Origin of the sequence: Pseudoalteromonas sp. SMS1 (genome assembly GCF_021530565.1) — a bacterium.
Lineage (GTDB): Bacteria > Pseudomonadota > Gammaproteobacteria > Enterobacterales > Alteromonadaceae > Pseudoalteromonas.
On sequence record NZ_JAKGBI010000029.1, the window covers coordinates 1 to 18,605 of the forward strand.

Consider the following 18,605-nt stretch of genomic DNA (forward strand, 5'->3'; position numbering starts at 1 on the left):
GGAAAGCATTGATAGATTTGTCCTCGACCTCTTATTATCACTTAATAGCACGGTGTGTACGCCGTGCTTTTTTGTGTGGAGATGACAAATATACAGGGAGAACTTTGACCATAGGCGCACATGGTTAATCGAGCGTTTAAAGCTGCTTAGTGACGTGTTTGCGATAGAAAATTCGGCGTATGACATCATGAGCAATCATTATCACTTAGTTGTAAAAGTGAACCAGCAACACGCGCTGAATTGGACCAACGAACGCTGGCAAGGTTACTTGCTTTTTAAAATGTGTCTGTCCTATTTTTTCCTAAGGTTACCTCATGATAAGTAAAAAAAGCTTACTTTGTGCTCTAAAAGAAATTAAAGATTCTAGAGCTCAGATTAAATTAGACTTTAGTAAGATTGAGAAAAGTTTGAAGAGCACGCTGCCTTTAGATTATAAAGTGTTATGCGAAACTTTTGCCGATGGCTTTTTTCTAGATCGTATAAGGCTATTGAGTCCTCAAATGGATGGTGGACAAGAGAAAGTAAATTATGAAATCGCAAGTAAGCTTAAGCTCATGGAGGTTAATCGGAAGGACTTCCCAGAGTTTTATAACTATTGTTTATTCCCTGAACCAAAAGGTTTGCTGACTTTTGCTCTGAGTGATAATGGTGAGTACATATTTTGGGTTTGTAATGGCAGGCCTGAAGATTGGACAATAGCAGTGATGAGTGAAGATGGTCATGACTTGGAGTTTTATAATAACAATTTGATAGGTTTCTTAATAGGCCTTGCTGAAGGTCACATAATCACGAGCATATTGGTTGAAGAAAGGTATGATAAAGAGGCGGGCTTCTTCGCAATATAAAGAATTTATAACAAGACAGGCACAAATTTATTGCTTAATAACATGGTGTGTACACTGTGTTTTATGTGAAAAGAGCAAGCACTTAGTTAAGAGCATTGGCAGAAGCGGGGCAAGTCTTTGTCACTTGCCCAATAGGTCAGCTTAGACCCAAAAAGCGACCTACTTGATTTATGCAGGCCGCTTTTTAGAGAGGTATAGACAAGCTTTAACGGATTGCTAAAAGCAATGTTTATACAAGCTGTACCTTATTTAATGCAACCCCCGATCTCTGAATCGTTTTTTCTATCTGTTCGATGGTCATCGGGTCACGGCTCACCCCAGATTGAAACCAAGTGAGTTGCTGAGCGTTATGCCTTAGCGCCGGAGTGGTATTTAATACGCTATGTAAGTAATTTTCAGCGAACAGTTGGTGGCTTGTAACATCATTGGATATAGCAAGTAGGCCTGGGTGAACATGATGCGGTTGCACCGCTGTCTCAGTCGATTTAGCGATAAAACGTGAAGCATTATAAGCAAGCAAACGGACCTTTTTAGAGATAGCGTTTTGTATTTCACCCATACTAAATAAGTCATCATACTGATTACGGTATTGATTAAATGACTGTGGGTCAAATACAACCTTAGCTAGCCCCATTGTTGGGGAGTGTAGCGCACCATGTTGGTCTGTTAGCTGATCTAAATAAATAATGTGATCGGCACTTTTTGCTTGCTCCAGTATTTTCACTGAGGGCAATGCTTTGGGCATGTTGATGGTTGACCAGGCATTGCTAGTTGCAACATTCACAAGCGGAGCGTTATTAAGTTGACTACCGCTTTGTGTTGATGCAATCGCTTTTACGAGCGGGGCGTTGTCACCGAGCGTGCTTGGTGCGCGATAGGCAACGGTGATGTGCGATCTACTGATCCCTTTAGTGTGTAAATGTGTCAAACAAGCGCTGAGTAATTTGTGATCAACACTGTATGGAAAAGCCTGGTCGCTGACTTGCCCTAAGACAATGAGTACTTTTTCCGCGTTAGAGTGTTTAAAATTGAGTGCGTCAGTCAATTGCTTGAATAGCAAGTTGGTTTGCGCTTGCTCTAACAACCCTGCATTTTTTAATTGAGCGGTAGCCACTGCGCCATTGTGGTTGTCAAACACGTTTTCGAAAGCAAAGCTTGGCATACTGCTGGCCAAGACTCCCATGCCAATGCCGGTGCCTTTTAAAAATGAACGTCTTGATAGTCCTTTGTTATTTAATGGTTCCATAATGTTTAAACCTTTTCGTAAATGCTGAGATATTCAGGGAGCATGGTGTTTTCTTCCAGCGGAATAACGGCATGCACTTTATAGCCATAAATCGCCATTTCTTTATGCCAAGCGGTTAAAGATTGCAGCCTATCTCGCTGAATTTGCGCTGCTTGCCATGAGCGGCCATGCAACAAGTTTTTCCAATCATTGAACACGGATACCACATGCTTGTGTGCAGGCTGTTGCACATTGAACAGCGGCATGACTAATTTACCGCCAGAGGGCATGGCTTGTTTTATACGTAGCATCATGCGCGTAAAGTCAGTGCTTGAATAGCTGTGAGGGCCATCGTAAATAGCAGCCAGTTCCACGCTTGAAGCATTGATTTTAGGCGGGCTATCTATTAGCTCTATTGGCTGTATTACACCCGAAAAGTCGGTCCGTTGTAGTGGAGAATATGACTCATTGAGTGCATGTGTCATGGTATAAGTTTGGCCATTAAAAAATGGTAGATGATTAATAGGGTCAAACTCGCTATTGGGTAACCCAAAGCTAATATAACCAGAGAGGCTGTGTGTACGTGTTAATTCAGTTAAATATTGACTGAAACGTACTTGTTGATCTTGCAACCGATGCATATTCAGTAAATGCATGTTGAGCTTACTATTGGCTAAAATATCTGATAAACGCTGATAAATGAGCCCTTCATCCTGCATTTTAGAGACACACTCAAGTGCTTGAGCGTGTATTTCTGAATCCTGATATAGGTGGAGTTGTTTCGCCAGTAAAGCGGTTAAATCGTTATATAAGTATTTATTGAGATATAACGCATGATAGCTATTTGATTCATTGAGCAAAGCCCTTATCCAAGGCGAGGCAAATGCATCAATGCTGGTTAAGCCAGTTACAGCAAAACCGCTTTTTAAAAAAGCGCGTCGCGACAATGTCATCCTTTTACCCTTGTGTTAACGAGGCCGACAGTCAGTTATGTCGGCCAATTTTGATTAAATTCCCAAAAATGCACGGTTTTCAGCAGGGAGATCTTTCATCGGGATCTGTGCCGCTATAACACAAGGTTGATCAGGGCGTGCATGCGCGTGTTGTAACGCACCTAGCAAGTCTTCATAGGTATTGACTCTTAACCCTATACCGCCATTGTATACATGGGGCATATTTTCATACTTCCAGCCATTGAGCATCACGTAGTCCAATGGTGCTTTGCCTGGCTCTGTGAAAAAAGAACCATCTATTAAGAACTGCTCGATCGCGTAGGAACCATTATCAACAATGACAATAATGGCCGGAATATTGTTTTGTACAAACGACGAAAACGCTTGCGAGACCATTTGGAATCCACCATCACCAGTCACTATGAGCGGCCTTTTACCCGTAGCGAAATAACTACCTATTGCTGCGGGTGTGCCTTGTCCGATCGAAAGCCAAATAGGGTTCGCTAAGAAACACTGTGTATCTGTAACGGGAATATCCGCGCCTGGAAAGCTCGCCAAGCAAGTATCTAAACTAATGTAGTAAGGGGAGTGAATGGTATTTAAAAAATCTCCGATGGCTGCAAAAATGCCATCATGCCCTAGAGTGCCAGAATAAGGGTCATTGCTGAATTTTGTTTGCCATTGTTCACGGCGCTGTTGATAACTTAAACCTGCAACACTGGGTACAATGTTGTTTTGCTCATTCAGTTTCGGAAGGGCATTAATCGCTTCTAATGCTGCTCCTAAAGAGAGTTTACGTAGCACATTGCTACCTACCATTGCCTTGTTAAAGGCCACACGGATCAATTTTTCTTTGAGAGAAACCACCATATAGCGATGGTCAATCCCAAATAAACAACCTAGGGCAATCACACAATCTGATGATTCCACGCCTTGCGTAATGGTTGAGGGGGCCAAATCACTGTCATAAACACCACAAAATAGCGGGTGAGACTCACTCACCAAAGACTTTGAAAGTAGTGTGGTATAAAACGGTAAGCCTTGTGACTCAACAAATTGCATTGCTTCATCAATTAACCCAAAACGGACCAGCTCAGCACCAAGCAATACCACAGGCTTGTTAGCTTGGGGCAATGTGTTTTTAATGGCGCGAACAAACTGTCGCCTACCGCCGCGATAGCGTCTTGCAGAGTAGTTTAAGTTGGCCGAAAAGTGACCGATTGGCTTTTTCCATAAGTCTTGAGGGATTTCGATGTAGACAGGACCAGATTGCTCTAATGCAGTAATGAGTAGTTGGTCAATACGATCAGCTGCGCCCTCTAGGTCGCGAATTTCTTCTGCGGCGAGCGTCAGCTCTTTGAAGACATGCAAATCGGTTTTACCAAACCCGGTTGAGTGAGAAAATAACACATCATATTCGGCTTCAAGGTTGAGATCTTTGTCGGTTGGTCCACCATTGATCACTGCCAGTGGCACGCGCTCTGTTAAGGCGCTGGCAATACCGTTGGCCATGCTCAAAGTGCCTACACCATATGCAACCGAGACCGCGCCTAATGCACCTTGTCGACCATATCCATCTGCGGCATAGCCAGCTTCGAGCTCGTTAACCGTATTGATGAAATGCATATCTGGATCGGCAACCAAACTGTCGATAAAATCAGAACAAGAAGTGCCCGGTACACCAAAAACATGGTGACAACCTAATTGTTTAAGTCTGAGCGTAATAAACTCAGCGACTGTATAAGACATGATATTTCCTTATTACAAAAATCTAATATTAAAAAGTGATAAATAAGCTTAAGCGTGTTTGTGAATGTACTGAACGGTTTCTAGGGCGGATACTAAAGCGCCTTGGATCCAAGAGTGATAAACCGAGCAATGCTCTCCGGCAAAACATAGGCGCTGTTCGGGTTCGCTCATTAGCGCATAGTAGTCTTGATGGTCTCTAGGGTTGAAAAACGCGTAGGCACCCGCCGAATGAGTATGGTTACTCCAGCTCCAGCGTAATACACTTAAAATGTCATCTCGCTCAATATAAGGGTGTACTTTCTTCAGCTCTGTATAAATCAACTCTTTGAGCTCAAAGTTATTAAGTGTGTCGACACGTCTGGCGTGTTGGCCCCAGGTATAAGAAGCCAACAAGTAACTGGCTGAGTTTGAAATAGCACGCTCTTTAGCGACGGCATTGTCAGCTGGGTACCAAGTATGACCAAGGCCTGCATCGTAAATGGTACTCCCGCCATAAATTTTTTCTTTAAGCTCCCAAAAACGGTTTTTGGTTCTGATCAATACTTTAGTTGCTGAGTCATAGTGCACCTGAGCAAATGCCCGCGCCTTTTTGGGGTTGATACTGTTATGAAAGTCGATTTTGCCCAACACGCCAAAGGGGAGGGTACAAATTGCATAGTCAGATTCTAACGTGTGCTTCTTTCTATCTCTGGATTGATAACAAATAGACACCTTATTTGGTTGGTTTTTAATTTCGACTACTTTAGCGCCAGCCAAAAATTGCACTTTACCCTCAATGCGTTGATAAAGGTGCTTGGCTAGGAGATCGGTGCCGCCAACGACTTCGTCGAAACCCTCGAACCAGACTCGCTCAAGTTGTTCTCGCAAGTGTTCAGAAAAAGCGGTATGAAGCAGGGTCGAAACGCCATAAATAGAAGACACATATTCGAGCGCTTCAGAGCTGAGCCCTGCTTGCTTAAATGCATCTTTGAGCGACATCGCATCCAGTTCTTTGAGTCTTTGAGTGGTTAAGTTTTTCTCATAAAGTGCACGCTTTTCTTTATCCGACAATGCATTTAACACTTCAGTGACTGCAAGATCCCACATGTTGTCGGCACTCATGCTGCGCTCTTTTGGGGTAAGCTCAAAAGCGCTTTTTAACTGCTCAAAGCCTTCGGGGCTGCGTGTCACTTTTTTGCCTCGGATCATGGCATGAGTACGTGCATTGTCTTGCACAAATGGGCGTAATTTTAATCCCATTTCAGCAATATAATGGCGAGTAACTTGATGGTGCGTTGGAATGCGCATAGCACCCAGCTCAGCATACAAAGTGTCAGACTCACGCAAGGTTCTTACGCGGCCTCCAATGTGGCCCGGGTCTGCTTCTATAATCGTCACTTTTGCGCCCAACCTAAGTAATTCGTATGCACTGGTTAAACCAGCGATACCAGCTCCTATAATTGTTACAGAAGGCGAGTGCTGTAAACTTTGTGAGGCAAGTGCCCTGACGCTGTTTAATAGCGCCATTGGCTCGCCACTATGGGCAAGGGTATTTTTCGTCATTAAAAAGTCCTTTTAACGATAGATTGAATGGTGATTGAAAATTTAGAGTGCCAAAGCGGACTTTATTGCATCAGCTAAGGCAACGGGTTGTGTGATCATCGGCAAATGACCCGACTCAATATGATAGGTTTGTGTCGCACCAATAGACTCCGCAATTTTCTGCTGTGTTGCATACGATATAATCTTGTCTTCCTTTGCAAACACATAAGATTTCGGGATGGCATTTAATTTCGCTTTATTCAAGTACACTTTTCCCTCGCCGGTTACCGCCGGTTCATCCACTGACTGTGACCAAATCTGTGCTTGTAAAGATTTTGAATTAGTGTTGGTAAAAGCGGTGATATATTCCGATTGATTGGTAATCTTCATCCACCCACCTTCGTAGGTTACACCCTTGAAGTAATTGTTTTCGTCATCTTTATTCAATAGCGCAAAAGGTTTAGCGCCTTCGACTGGGGCAACGGCACTCACATAGATTAAGTGATTCACTTCGACTTGATTACATGAAGCAAGCGCTTTATGGGCAACCGCACCGCCTTGGCTGTGCATAACCCAAACCTGTGGTTGTGGGAGGTCTTGAGTACGTTTACACAGTGCATCCGCTGCATGGCTTAAAGTAATGGTTTTTGGCGCCACTTTTTTATCGCGACCAGGTAAGTCGATAATATGAGGTGTAACCTGCGCTTTTTTTAATTCACTGGCTACGGGTTGCCAAGCTGCACCTCGTAAGTGTGCACCATGGATAAAGACCACGGTTGCTTCTGTTTGACCTGTTGAGAGGTTTGCCGCAGAACCTGAGTTTGTGTTTGAAGAAATACTATTACAGGCGACCAAGCTTGCAGTAGCACATAAAGATATCAATGCATTTTTTAACTTCATCCTAAGTCCTTCCTAATTCTGTAAGTAAAAAACGTGGGCATCTTAGCAATAAAAAACAGGAAAAATAACAGCTCAAAAAAGCAGGCGTTCTTGGTTTTTAATTCATTAATCGAAAAAATTAAAAAATCGCTGTTGGCTGTTAAAGTAAGCTAGAATTTTTATTCTAAACGAGAGGTTAAAAATCTAATTATCTATAGAGAACAGGCTTGCTAGACTTTTGTCGAATAAAAAGAGGGATCCTTTTTGTCATTCTATTGATGTGGTTGATTTTTGTTCAAGATGACGCATTAAAGCTTAAAAAATGGATGGTTCAGTGCATAAATTTTGACGATTCTTATACTGTCAACCATTAGTTTTGTTTAATGTTTATTCAAGTACTATGCAGTTTTGCGTATTTTCACTTTGGATGACTATTGTGTGGGAATAAATAATTTTTTTTATAAAAAAATTTATTTTTAATCAAAATAATTGGGCGAATATGCGTGAAATTCACTTCTTTGTGATTCTCTTACCCAGTTAACGCCTAAATTTATAGTGAAAAACGCGCATTTATTCCTATTCTATTTAGACTAAAAGGTGTCAAATAGGGGGGTAATAAAAGTGACTTAAAACAAACACTGAGCTGAGTCTTATCGATATCATACATGTAGAGAGGCACATAGCTTGTATGAATAACTATGAGTGAATAGGTGCTAATTCAAGCGCATTTGGGCTTTTTAAGCGGCCAATTATAGTAAGGAATGATGAGGTGAAAAAGATGTTCATTGGGCTTACTAAAAATACTCTCTCCTTTTAAATAACCAGCCTTTTAAGATAGGTCATACTGTTATTTACAGCATACTTAAAAGAAATACTAACGAATAATACATATCAACGGATTACTCAGATCAGAGCGGGGCATGCACAAAAGTGAATGCGTAAACGGGTATGGTGACATAAGTTAAAAACAACTGAAGACTTGGTTATAAGCTCTATGAAATTACATTAAAGCTGAACTGCGTTGACTATATAGGTGTGTCTAACAGGCATACGAAGCACTTTGTATTGTGCGTGAAGTAACCTGCTTAGTTTAGGTTGCGCATACAGCCTATTTATATGCTTCCTCAAGATGCACAAAGGAGTGGATAAAAATCCTTTTCCTTACATATCATAAGCTGAATAAAAGTATGTGGTTATAATTTAGAGTTTAGATAGGTAAATGCACTGCACTCAGTCACAAAGTGTGTTTCAGTTGTATCTAAGCACAAGTGATTGGTGGTTGGTGTGCTTATCTAACGTACCGTCGCAGAGTGCAAACAGGTAAACGCCGTGCCAATGCGATGCGCTTAACCCGTCATTCGACAATAACGTGATCCTATTTATTGCCTCCAGTGTTTGTTTAATTAATGTTCTATGAAAATGGCTATGATAATACACCGCATATAAACCCAACAAATGAAAAGGGGTCGTACGTGTATCAACTTGACCTGTGCCAGCAAAATATGTGCTTACCTGCGTAAATTAGCTGGCAGCTGATCACTGAGCGGGAAAATATAATGACAGCGGAGGATAAATACCCTTTGGAGAAAAAAGTGCGCTGGCGACTAAACACCATGTAAAGTCAATGAAGGTAAAGTCGGTATGCTACTTGTTTCAAACTCATGACAGTCACAACATAATGATAGGTGTGGCTGATTTACCCTCTAAATTTAAAGGGTTTGAATTTGCTTGCCTCACAAGTGTGAAGGGTTATACACCGCCATTTCTAGCCGCAAATCATCTCGTATTCACGCTTATCCCATTTTACTCTGAGTTGGGCCGCATATATGACTGTGTAAACAGCTATGTGTATGGAGAGGCGCGATCAATGGTGAATTGCTTTATCGGTTTTAAGGTAAATAACCAAAAGGTAGAGTTATTTTACTCGCACGTTCGCTGGTTTAAAAATATGAGTGTGCAGGTGCCTGTTTATTACATATTGATTGCTTAGATTGGCCAATCAATAGGTGTGACAAGCACTAAAAATACAGTGTCAAGCTTATCGTCAATATTGTATTGCTTCTATATAACTTGGTGAACACCCCTGTTATTTTTGTATATGATCAATGTGGTATTCAAAATAGGTGCGATAGTGCAGATTATTGCAGTGTAAGAATGCCTTTGAGATGGTTGAACAACACCGTTGTTGTCATTAGCAGTATTCACGGTGCAATAACGACATCAAAGATAGATAACTGTATTCTTCAGCAAGGCGCAATTTTGCCGTTGAAAGCTAAAGACCTGCGTAGAGTGAAAATGTATGGGGTTCTGTCACCTAAATGATTAAAAATAAAAAAGAGCGGCTAGAAAGCGGCAAGAGATACGTACTGTGGGGCCAATTTAGCTGTTCCAACAGCCTATGACCTCATTAGGTTTAAGCGCTCAACTTGTCTTGTTTTGCATTGTGTAATCACTGAAAACAGGCCGCGCTGATCTGCTCGAAAAACACATTCATAAATTGTTCCTTGCTAGAGAACTTAAGTCACTATATTGTGCTATGTTATAGTGTAACAACTTAGTGAGTTGAGTTTTATAATGACTGCCGAAGACAAATCTTTGCCCTTGTTAACTGAAGAACAAATTTTAGCTGCACCTGAATCAGAATATATGAATGACGCACAACTTGCGTTTTTTAAAGCGCGATTAATCGACTTGCACGATACAACGCGAGAAAGGATCCGTGAAGTAAAAGCGCATATGCAAGACAAGCCCGATTTGGCTGACTTTAATGATAGGGCTTCTTGGGAAGAACAATGGGCGCTTTCTATGCGCATAGTCGAAAGGGAACAAAAACTGCTACCAAAAATCATTCAATCTTTAGAGCGTATTAGGCTTGGAGAGTATGGATACTGTATGGAGTCTGGCGAACCCATTGGTATTCCTAGGCTACTAGCGAGGCCAACCACAGAGTTCTGTGCGGACGTAAAGAATATTAAAGAAGTGGGTGAACATTTATTCAAAGGGTAGTGAACAAATCATTGCGTTGCTGCACTTTTGAAGGGCGACCATAACGAAGGTGTGGTGACTTATTTATAAGACAACCATGTTTAAAAAGGGGCGGTTATGTCAAATACAATGCCACGGTTGCCTGTCACCGTTTTGTCAGGGTTTCTTGGCGCGGGAAAAACGACGGTACTTAATCATATTCTCAACAACCGAGCTGGGTTGAGAGTTGCTGTTATTGTCAACGATATGAGTGAAATCAACATTGATGCTGAAATTGTCCAAAATGAAGTGAGCTTCAATCGTGCAGAAGAAAAACTGGTTGAAATGAGCAACGGGTGTATCTGCTGTACGCTACGAGAGGATCTGCTTGAAGAGGTCAACCGTCTAGCCCAAGAAGGCAAATACGATTATTTGGTGGTGGAATCGACGGGGATTTCTGAGCCTTTACCCGTCGCTGAAACGTTCACCTTTGCTGACGAGCAGGGTAATGCTTTATCGGATATCGCCAAGCTCGATACGATGGTAACGGTGGTGGATGCGCTGAACTTTTTAACGGACTACGATGAGGCCAAGTTACTGCAAGAAACCGGTGAAAGCTTAGGCGAAGGCGATGAGAGAAGTGTCGCTGATTTATTGGTTGAACAAGTGGAGTTTGCAGATGTATTGTTAATTAGCAAAGTCGATTTAATTAGTGATGGTGAGCTACAGAGGTTGCAAGGCATTTTAAAAACATTGAATACTGAGGCGAAGCAAATCCCAATTCAAAATGGCGCGGTACCCCTCGAAGAGGTGTTGGCAACCGGTCTATTTGATTTTGAAAAAGCACAGCTGGCACCAGGATGGCTTAAAGAACTGCGCGGCGAACATATACCAGAAACTGAAGAGTATGGAATAGGTGCGTTTGTGTATACAGCGAGATTGCCATTTCATCCGAAAAAGTTTTTTGATTTTCTGCATTGCAAAGAGGTCGCCGGCAAGCTCGTTCGGTCTAAAGGCTTTTTTTGGTTAGCGACACGACCGCATATTGCGGGTAGTTGGAGTCAAGCTGGTGGAATGGCTAGATATGGTATGGCGGGATTATTTTGGAAAGCTGTGCCAAAAGAGCGATGGCCAGAAGATCCGGAATATCTTAATGCAATTGCTGAAATGTGGGAGGAGCCATTTGGAGATATGCGTCAGGAACTCGTATTTATCGGCCAAGGCTTAGACAAAGAAGACATAATAGCAAGATTGGATAACTGTTTGCTCAAGCCAGCAGAGCTAAAAAAAGGCCAAGACTACTGGGCACAATTACCCGATCCTTTTCCTGAATGGCAAATTTAAGGTGTTAGCAGTTTATTCATAAGCTTGGCCTTATACGGTTTTTTAGTCGTTATTGTTGTATGGCTGAGCGCCTTTCAATGAAAATCTGTGGTTGTCGGTAAGTAATTTTCTAATTGGTCATGACGTATGCATGCTTTATAAAAAACCGCGAAGGAGACGCTGTCAGTTAAAACTGTGAGAGTTCAGTCTTAAAAAAGCAATGAACAGTACGGGTGGAAGACTTAGCCCAGTGCGTGTTACTTTGCGCACAGTTTGACTAGTAGGTTCTCCTTCTCGGATTCTCGACAATAGACTTAATTCGAACGGCAAATTATCGACTACTTACGGGGAGAAACTAGTGAGTGACTTTCCATAGCGATGCGCCCTCTGAGACAAACCCTCGCGCTGACTTTAAAAGTTAAATTTTATATCTTTTATGGTGTTCTTATGGATGATTATTTCGCTACTTGTGCCTCTAGTGCGTTAGGCCTCAATTCGAAATTACCTACAATATCAAATGAAACCTTTCGCTAGCATTTACATTGAATTTGTAAACTAATTGAGGCGTTTACATGTGATTTTATGATTTTCGCTCACGCACGTACGTTCATATAAATGACCAAATTATGAAGATATTAATTGATTTTTATGCAATAGAGAGGGTGGGTTCAGTCAAGAATTTATGTAATGTGAAATACCATTGCCGTTCATTTAATGAATGTTAATTCCAGTGTTGTTTTTGAATGCGATTTTTCTATATGTGAGCATATAAAATAATGTTTTTTATTAATATTTTAATTTTTTAATAATGGGGTGGTGAATTTCAATAAGATATCTTTCTAGGGACAGCTTCAAAATTTCAATTGATCACTAAGTGTGCATTTCTCAATCATTAGCTCGGTAGAAATGTACAGAGAATATTCACTTTGTAAAGAAATGTAAGTGACTTGCCAATGTTGTAACTGATTGATTTAAAGTTGAAAAAAAATAAACTTACAAGTGCGGAGCTTTTTTCAGCGGCCTTTAACAATTTCTTTTCTTCACATTGATGTGAAAATATTTATAATTCCCTTGAATTTTTGGCTTGCAGTGACTCTGTACTTAAATGGATTTGATGATTTATTCGTCACCCGTACTAGTTTTAAAATAAATATTTCGAATGAAAGGTAATCAAGAATGGATTTGTCAAAGCTACTTAATTATTGGATTCAGGATACTGAAAACCAGTCGTTAATGTATGACTTATTGAGTCATGTAAATAGCAGTTCAGATAAGGTATTAATTGAAGAGTTTGTATCTAAAATTCCAACTAAAGTGATGAGTGACCCTCAGTCTCATTATGCAATACTCAATACCCTAATCCTTCGTAATTTTGTATCTCAGTCTGAGTACTTACTCTCGTTAGACATCGATATAAATACAGGTCCGCAAGGTGTGTTTTTCAAAGCACTTTGTAAATTTATTGGCGGGGACTTGGACGCCGCGCAACAAATATTAGACAGCGCTTATCATCAAGCAGGCCTGAACATAGATAGCTTCACGTTACTTGCGCGTATCCTTTATCTAAAAGGGGAGATAGATGAGGCGAAAGGTATACTGAACAGCCTTTCAGAACAGAGTGATGAGCCAGAACTACTAGGCTTGCTGTCTCTGGTCGAGTTTGATCTTGGTAATTACGAACAAGCACTCGCGCTATCAGAAACAACCGTTAAAAAAGACAATACGCAAGTTGACGCGCTGCTAGCTCTGGCATCTGTTAAGGTCGCATTACTCGAAGTGCCACAAGGTAACGAGGTCATTGACCACTGTTTGAAAGTCGCCCCTCAGCTGGCACGTGCATGGGCTGTCAAAGGCCAAGTTGACTTCTTAAAAGGCGAATTTGAAGCTGCGCTTGAATCGTTTAATAAGGCGTTTAGCAACAAATTTGACCACGTTGGTACCTATCATATGAGTGGCTGGTGTCACTTGATTTTAGGTAATATTGACGCGTCTGAACGAGACTTTAACACTGCGTTAGCGCTCTCTCCTGCGTTTTCTGAGACCTATGGCGCACTCGCTGTCATAAATATAAATAAAGGCGATGTTGCTGCCGCAGAGCACAATATTAAAAAGTCGTTACGTTTGGATAAAAACTCGCTGACCGGTTTATATGCGCAATCACTTATGGACGAGAAAAATGGTGATGTAGACAAAGCGAAATCACAGGTCGAAGCCATTATTGCCATGCCAAGTCATATTGATGGCATTAGTTATGCGGAGCTAATTAAAGCGGTCGCACAAAACTCAGGCACAGTCAGTGGAAGCTGATCACGTAGTGAGCCTGATGGGGGCAATGTTTGAAGTTGCACTAGAAATTGCACTTCCTTTGCTCCTCGCTACCTTACTTGTCGGCTTGCTGATAAGTGTTATTCAGGTGGTGACGCAAATCCAAGAAATGACACTGACATTCGTGCCCAAAATAATTATATCTGTCGCTGTGTTAGGTCTGTTTGGTCCTTGGATGTTAAGTGTGTTGACTGAGTTTGCGATTGAAACCATTTCGTCGATTAAGCATTTTTAAATAACACCATGATGACTGTTTTTGATGAGTGGATTCTCATTTCATTCAGACTACTACCTATGTTTATCGGCTTAAACAAAGGGCCTTTACAGCGTCTGCCTGGTGTGGTTAGAGCGAAAGTGCTGTTAGTTTTGAGCCTAGTGATATCGGTATTTATTGATATCAACACAGCCTACACCGGCATTGAATTTATAAAGGTAGCAATCGGCGAGTTCTTCATCGGTGCATTACTGTACTTTCCAATCGTGTTGGCAATAGCGTCTATTAGCTTTTGGGGAAGAGTGCTTGATATGCAAATCGGCTTTGGTGCGGCAGGGGTGATGGACCCGACGACCAACTCTCAAGAGCCGTTGATAGGGACCTTCTACAGCTATTTAGCATTGGTGCTGTTTTATGTACTTGGATTACATACAGAGCTACTCGCAGGCGTGTTATTTACGTATGAAGTCATTGAAGTTGGACGTTGGATAAGTGGTTTTGATTTTGAAGTTTATCTAGGGATGTCATTTTTTATATTTGTTATCTCTATGTACTTATTCTTACCAATGATTTTAGTTATGTGGTGCTTAGATATTTTTATTGGTTTTTTGTCCAGAACAATGCCGCAAATGAATATATATTTTGTAATGCTACCTTTTAAAATATTTATTGGCATCACAGTAGTTGGAGTGAATGTATTGCACAGTAAAGAACTATTTGCTCTGTTATATGATAAGTCATTCTTTTTTATAAGAGAGCTGGGTTTTTAAGTCGTGTCCCAAGAGCAAGATAAATCAGAAAAGCCTACCCCCTATAAATTAGAGGAAGCAAAAAAGAAAGGCCAAGTAAATAAAAGCCAGGAGTTAAACCTTATTTTTACGGGTGGTGCTTTTGTGGCCGCTTCATTTATGTTTGGTGATGTTGTCTTGGGTAAAATTGCTGACTTATTTAGGCATTACTTTTTTATTGCAAGTGGTTTTAGTGTTAATGCGGAAAACCTAGTTAATTTATTCAACTTTGGTGTTTGGTCTGCGTTATCGGTGTTTTTACCATTACTGTTGATAGTTCTATTGGTCGGCATATCAATTACGATTATGCAAACTGGGTTTATTTTTACATCCTACCCAATGAAGCCTGATTTTAAAAAAATAAATCCTGTTTCTGGGTTTAAAAAAATATTCTCAAAGAAAACGCTGTTTGAGCTTATTAAAAGTATTTTAAAGCTTTCAATGGTAGGTGGAATTTTCTACTTATTCTATGACTACATATATGCAGACATAAATAAAATAGGCTTTGGAAGCGAACAAGAAATAAAGAATGCGTGGTTCTCTATCTTTGCAAAGGTGGCTGGCGTGTTTTTCTTGGCAGTCATACCGTTTGTTTTGCTTGATGTTTTGTTCAACAAGTGGGACTTCATGAACAAAATGAAGATGAGCAAGCGAGAAGTTAAAGACGAGCACAAGAAAAAAGAAGGCGACCCAGAAGTAAAGCAAAAGCAAAAGCAGAATCAAAAAGAACTCTTAATGAAAAGTGCCGCATTGAGTCAAGTCAAAGATTCAGATGTGGTGATAAATAACCCAACACATATTTCAATTGCGTTGAAATACGACAAAGAAAAAATGATCGCCCCGCAGGTTGTTGCAATGGGTAAGGGTGAATTTGCATTTAAAATCAGGAAACAAGCAAGAAAATATTCAGTTCCAATGATTCAGAATAAAAAGTTGGCAAGAAAATTATATAAGGAATGTCAATTAAATGAGGCTGTACCAATGTCATGCTTTAAAGATATAGCGCCAGTATTTAGGTGGCTACTTGGCATGGAGACTAAAACAAAATGACACCGATGCTTAAAAACTTAGCGACACATAAAGACCTTTTACTTGTGGTAGCCATTATTGGCATCTTAACGATGTTATTTGTGCCCGTGCCACCTGTTATTCTAGATATAATGCTAATTACTAACTTTAGTTTGGCATTATTGATCCTGCTTTTAACTTTTTATACGGATAAGCCTTTAAGCTTTTCAACTCTTCCTTCATTGCTTTTAATTGCGACACTATTCAGACTTGGACTGAATATATCAGCAACTCGTCTAATTCTTGAAGGTGGCGATGCGGGTGAAGTAATTCATGCAATTGGTTCATTTGTGGTAGGCGGTAATTACGTCATCGGCCTTGTTGTATTCTTTATACTTATAGTTGTGCAATATGTTGTTGTTACTAACGGTGCGCAACGTGTGGCAGAGGTGGCAGCGCGATTTACATTGGACTCAATGCCTGGCAAACAAATGAGTATCGATGCCGATTTGAATATGGGTTTGATCGATGATCAAGAGGCCAAAACGCGCCGGAAAAATATAGAAAAAGAAGCCAATTTCTATGGTGCTATGGATGGTGCAAGTAAGTTTGTTAAAGGTGATGCTATCGCCGGCATCATTATCATATTGATTGATATTATCGGCGGCCTGTCGATTGGTATCGTACAGCTAGGCATGAGCTGGGATCAGGCCCTTGAGACGTATACCTTGCTGACCGTCGGTGATGGTATTGTGACGCAAATTCCCTCTCTGATCATTGCAACTGCAACAGGTATTATTATTACCCGTGCTGCGACCGATGCGCACCTGAGTGATGAACTAGGCAAGCAAATTACCTCTTCACCAAAAACATTGTTCATTGTTGCAGGTACCTTGGGCGCTGCGGTTTTCTTGCCTGGCGCACCGAGCCTACCTATCGCCATGCTTGCTATGTTGTTTTTTACTTTGGGTGTTTTTGTCAGCCGTTCAGCTAAAAAGCGCAGCGCGCAAGATGAGTCAGGTTCTGAGCAAGAGCAAGGTACGTCCTCTGGCGAACAAACTGAATCTAAAAGCGATGACTTTGGTGAGCTACTCAAAGTGTTTCCTTTGGAACTAGCGGTGTCACACGCACTGGCCGATAAAATTGAACAAAGTGGCGACTTATTGTCGACCCGTTTCCAAGCTTTTAGAAAGCAGCAAGCGCAATCGTTAGGGGTAATTTTGCCGCAGTATAAAGTGGTCAAAGAGCCTGCTTTTTCCGAACACGAGTATGAAATTAGGGTGTTCTCGTCACGTGTAGGGAAGGGGACCGTTCAATATGGCTTACATATGGCAATAGACCCCAAAGGGGAGCTTTCAGCAGTACAAGGAGACGTGACCAAAGAACCGACTTACGGGTTACCAGCGGCATGGATCCCTGAGGAGCAAGTGCCTAATGCAAAACAAGCGGGTTACACGGTTGTTGATTCGGAAACCACATTACTGACTCACATTACAGAAGTGGTTAAATCTCACTCATGGGAACTTTTAACACGCTCTGAAACAGAGGCGTTAGTAAGCAGAATTGAAACTACGCACAGCAGCTTATTAGATGAACTGATCCCAAATATTTTGTCTTATACGGATATTCAAAAAGTATTCCAGATGCTGCTCAAAGAGAAAGTATCAATTAAAAATATTGAGTTGATCCTTGAATGTTTGGTCGACCAAGGGAAAGTGTCAAAAGAAGTGTCTTTCTTAGCTGAAAAAGTGCGTGAAAAATTAAAAACTAGCATTGTTCAACCGCTTTCGGATGAAAACGATACGTTACATGTCGTGACGCTAGATCCGTTGCTAGAGCAACAAATTATCTCTGGCGCACAGCACGAGGGTGAGCGTGTGTCACTGAGTTTGGATGGCGCGACAACTGAATTACTGATTACACAGTTGGGTGGGCTATGTGAAAAAGCAATTACTAATCGTATATCGCCAGTTTTGGTTTGCCACTCTCCAATCAGGCTCGGCCTAAAACAATTGCTTGAAAGGGTACTCCCGCAATTATCTGTGGTCGCCGTATCTGAGATCCCAGTCAATATTTCTGTACAAACATTGGGGGTTGTGTCGAATAAAGGGTTAACCAATCAAGGCGGCGGGGTGAGCAATGGATCCAATTAACCTTATCGATGCCAGCATCAATAGAGAACTACAAATGTTATCTACGGTGAGTCAAAACATTGCAAATGTGAACACGCCTGGGTATCAATCGGTACAAACGTTTAATCAAGTACTTGAAAGTGGCACCGTTGAAACGGTCACGCATATTGCTCCAAGTAAGTCTGCAATTAATGACACTAATAGACCACTCGATGTCGCCATTGTGGGAGAGGGGTACTTTATTGTTGAACTAAACAATGAGTTTTTCTTGACGAAAAATGGGCGTTTCCATGTCGGCCCCGATGGTTACCTAACGCACTCAAGCGGTGCAAAGCTGGTGGGCGAGAATGGCAAGATAGACACATATGGTGAGGTACCTTCGATAAATACCAATGGTGATGTGTCTGTCAATGGCTCTAAAATCGCTCAGCTTGCACTGGTTAAAACCGACAATTTAGCGCGCACGGAAGTGGCGAGTTTATATCGCGCTTCTTCGGCCGTGACAGCCATTGAAGTACGAACCGTGAAGCCGTCCGCACTCAACGCATCATCTGTTGTTTCATCTGACGAAATGACGCAGATGATGAGTATCAATCGAAATATTCAAAGCCTGCAAAAAGTCGTTCATGCATATGATCAAATGCTGAACAGCGGAATAAATGAAATGGGAAGAAAATAA

At 41.3% G+C, this 18,605-nt stretch carries 14 protein-coding genes and 1 pseudogene; 10 read left to right on the forward strand and 5 right to left on the reverse strand.

All coding sequences use genetic code 11. From position 1 onward, the window contains the following. Positions 1–259, forward strand: a pseudogene (locus tag L1286_RS22205) (hypothetical protein); the annotation flags it as partial. Between the two features lie 55 nt (positions 260–314). Further along, positions 315–845 (forward strand): SMI1/KNR4 family protein, encoded by a 531-nt coding sequence (locus L1286_RS22210; RefSeq protein WP_235409231.1) that lies wholly within the window; start codon positions 315–317, stop codon positions 843–845. 229 nt (positions 846–1,074) lie between these two features. Here the strand turns inward: L1286_RS22210 and L1286_RS22215 are convergent, their stop codons facing one another. Genes L1286_RS22215 through L1286_RS22235 form a run of 5 tightly spaced genes read right to left on the reverse strand, consistent with a single transcriptional unit; the run spans position 1,075 to position 7,193 of the window. After that, positions 1,075–2,091, reverse strand: a complete 1,017-nt coding sequence (locus L1286_RS22215; protein ID WP_235409232.1) for a twin-arginine translocation signal domain-containing protein — start codon at positions 2,089–2,091, stop codon at positions 1,075–1,077. Positions 2,092–2,096: 5 nt separating this feature from the next. Next, a complete protein-coding gene (locus tag L1286_RS22220; RefSeq protein WP_235409233.1) occupies positions 2,097–3,023 on the reverse strand; it encodes a hypothetical protein in 927 nt (308 codons plus the stop codon). Between the two features lie 54 nt (positions 3,024–3,077). Further along, complete coding sequence (locus L1286_RS22225) at positions 3,078–4,772, reverse strand: thiamine pyrophosphate-binding protein (RefSeq protein WP_235409234.1); 1,695 nt, start codon at positions 4,770–4,772, stop codon at positions 3,078–3,080. A 48-nt stretch (positions 4,773–4,820) separates the two neighbouring features. Next, positions 4,821–6,314, reverse strand: a complete 1,494-nt coding sequence (locus L1286_RS22230; protein WP_235409235.1) for a flavin monoamine oxidase family protein — start codon at positions 6,312–6,314, stop codon at positions 4,821–4,823. Between the two features lie 42 nt (positions 6,315–6,356). Continuing rightward, on the reverse strand, positions 6,357–7,193 hold the full coding sequence (locus tag L1286_RS22235; RefSeq protein ID WP_235409236.1) for an alpha/beta hydrolase: 837 nt from the start codon (positions 7,191–7,193) through the stop codon (positions 6,357–6,359). A 2,553-nt stretch (positions 7,194–9,746) separates the two neighbouring features. Between L1286_RS22235 and L1286_RS22240 the strand changes: the two genes are divergently transcribed. The 8 genes from L1286_RS22240 to L1286_RS22275 all read left to right on the forward strand — a co-directional run bounded on the left by L1286_RS22240 (position 9,747) and on the right by L1286_RS22275 (position 18,605). Next, positions 9,747–10,178 (forward strand): TraR/DksA C4-type zinc finger protein, encoded by a 432-nt coding sequence (locus L1286_RS22240; RefSeq protein WP_235409237.1) that lies wholly within the window; start codon positions 9,747–9,749, stop codon positions 10,176–10,178. Between the two features lie 96 nt (positions 10,179–10,274). Continuing rightward, positions 10,275–11,480 carry a zinc metallochaperone GTPase ZigA gene (gene zigA, locus L1286_RS22245; RefSeq protein ID WP_235409238.1) on the forward strand — a complete coding sequence of 402 codons (1,206 nt, stop codon included), beginning with the start codon at positions 10,275–10,277 and terminating at the stop codon, positions 11,478–11,480. Between the two features lie 1,155 nt (positions 11,481–12,635). Then, the gene (locus L1286_RS22250; RefSeq protein ID WP_235409239.1) at positions 12,636–13,766 is read left to right on the forward strand and encodes a tetratricopeptide repeat protein; all 1,131 of its coding nucleotides are present in this window, start codon (positions 12,636–12,638) and stop codon (positions 13,764–13,766) included. Further along, positions 13,756–14,019, forward strand: coding sequence for a flagellar biosynthetic protein FliQ (locus L1286_RS22255; RefSeq protein ID WP_235409240.1), 264 nt, complete (start codon positions 13,756–13,758; stop codon positions 14,017–14,019). Before L1286_RS22250 ends, L1286_RS22255 begins: the two co-directional genes overlap by 11 nt. 8 nt (positions 14,020–14,027) lie before the next feature. Next, positions 14,028–14,768, forward strand: coding sequence for a flagellar biosynthetic protein FliR (locus L1286_RS22260; RefSeq protein ID WP_235409241.1), 741 nt, complete (start codon positions 14,028–14,030; stop codon positions 14,766–14,768). A gap of 3 nt (positions 14,769–14,771) precedes the next feature. Then, complete coding sequence (locus L1286_RS22265; protein ID WP_235409242.1) at positions 14,772–15,836, forward strand: EscU/YscU/HrcU family type III secretion system export apparatus switch protein; 1,065 nt, start codon at positions 14,772–14,774, stop codon at positions 15,834–15,836. After that, on the forward strand, positions 15,833–17,947 hold the full coding sequence (locus L1286_RS22270) for a flagellar biosynthesis protein FlhA (RefSeq protein WP_235409243.1): 2,115 nt from the start codon (positions 15,833–15,835) through the stop codon (positions 17,945–17,947). Before L1286_RS22265 ends, L1286_RS22270 begins: the two co-directional genes overlap by 4 nt. Continuing rightward, on the forward strand, positions 17,934–18,605 hold the full coding sequence (locus tag L1286_RS22275) for a flagellar hook-basal body complex protein (protein ID WP_235409244.1): 672 nt from the start codon (positions 17,934–17,936) through the stop codon (positions 18,603–18,605). The genes L1286_RS22270 and L1286_RS22275 overlap by 14 nt, the downstream gene beginning before the upstream one ends.

What these genes read in the sequence shown, in the direction of transcription:
- L1286_RS22210 (WP_235409231.1), top strand. Translation starts at nt 315, where the DNA reads ATGATAAGTAAAAAAAGCTTACTTTGTGCTCTAAAAGAAATTAAAGAT.
- L1286_RS22215 (WP_235409232.1), bottom strand. Translation starts at nt 2,091, where the DNA reads ATGGAACCATTAAATAACAAAGGACTATCAAGACGTTCATTTTTAAAA.
- L1286_RS22220 (WP_235409233.1), bottom strand. Translation starts at nt 3,023, where the DNA reads ATGACATTGTCGCGACGCGCTTTTTTAAAAAGCGGTTTTGCTGTAACT.
- L1286_RS22225 (WP_235409234.1), bottom strand. Translation starts at nt 4,772, where the DNA reads ATGTCTTATACAGTCGCTGAGTTTATTACGCTCAGACTTAAACAATTA.
- L1286_RS22230 (WP_235409235.1), bottom strand. Translation starts at nt 6,314, where the DNA reads ATGACGAAAAATACCCTTGCCCATAGTGGCGAGCCAATGGCGCTATTA.
- L1286_RS22235 (WP_235409236.1), bottom strand. Translation starts at nt 7,193, where the DNA reads ATGAAGTTAAAAAATGCATTGATATCTTTATGTGCTACTGCAAGCTTG.
- L1286_RS22240 (WP_235409237.1), top strand. Translation starts at nt 9,747, where the DNA reads ATGACTGCCGAAGACAAATCTTTGCCCTTGTTAACTGAAGAACAAATT.
- zigA (WP_235409238.1), top strand. Translation starts at nt 10,275, where the DNA reads ATGTCAAATACAATGCCACGGTTGCCTGTCACCGTTTTGTCAGGGTTT.
- L1286_RS22250 (WP_235409239.1), top strand. Translation starts at nt 12,636, where the DNA reads ATGGATTTGTCAAAGCTACTTAATTATTGGATTCAGGATACTGAAAAC.
- L1286_RS22260 (WP_235409241.1), top strand. Translation starts at nt 14,028, where the DNA reads ATGATGACTGTTTTTGATGAGTGGATTCTCATTTCATTCAGACTACTA.
- L1286_RS22270 (WP_235409243.1), top strand. Translation starts at nt 15,833, where the DNA reads ATGACACCGATGCTTAAAAACTTAGCGACACATAAAGACCTTTTACTT.
- L1286_RS22275 (WP_235409244.1), top strand. Translation starts at nt 17,934, where the DNA reads ATGGATCCAATTAACCTTATCGATGCCAGCATCAATAGAGAACTACAA.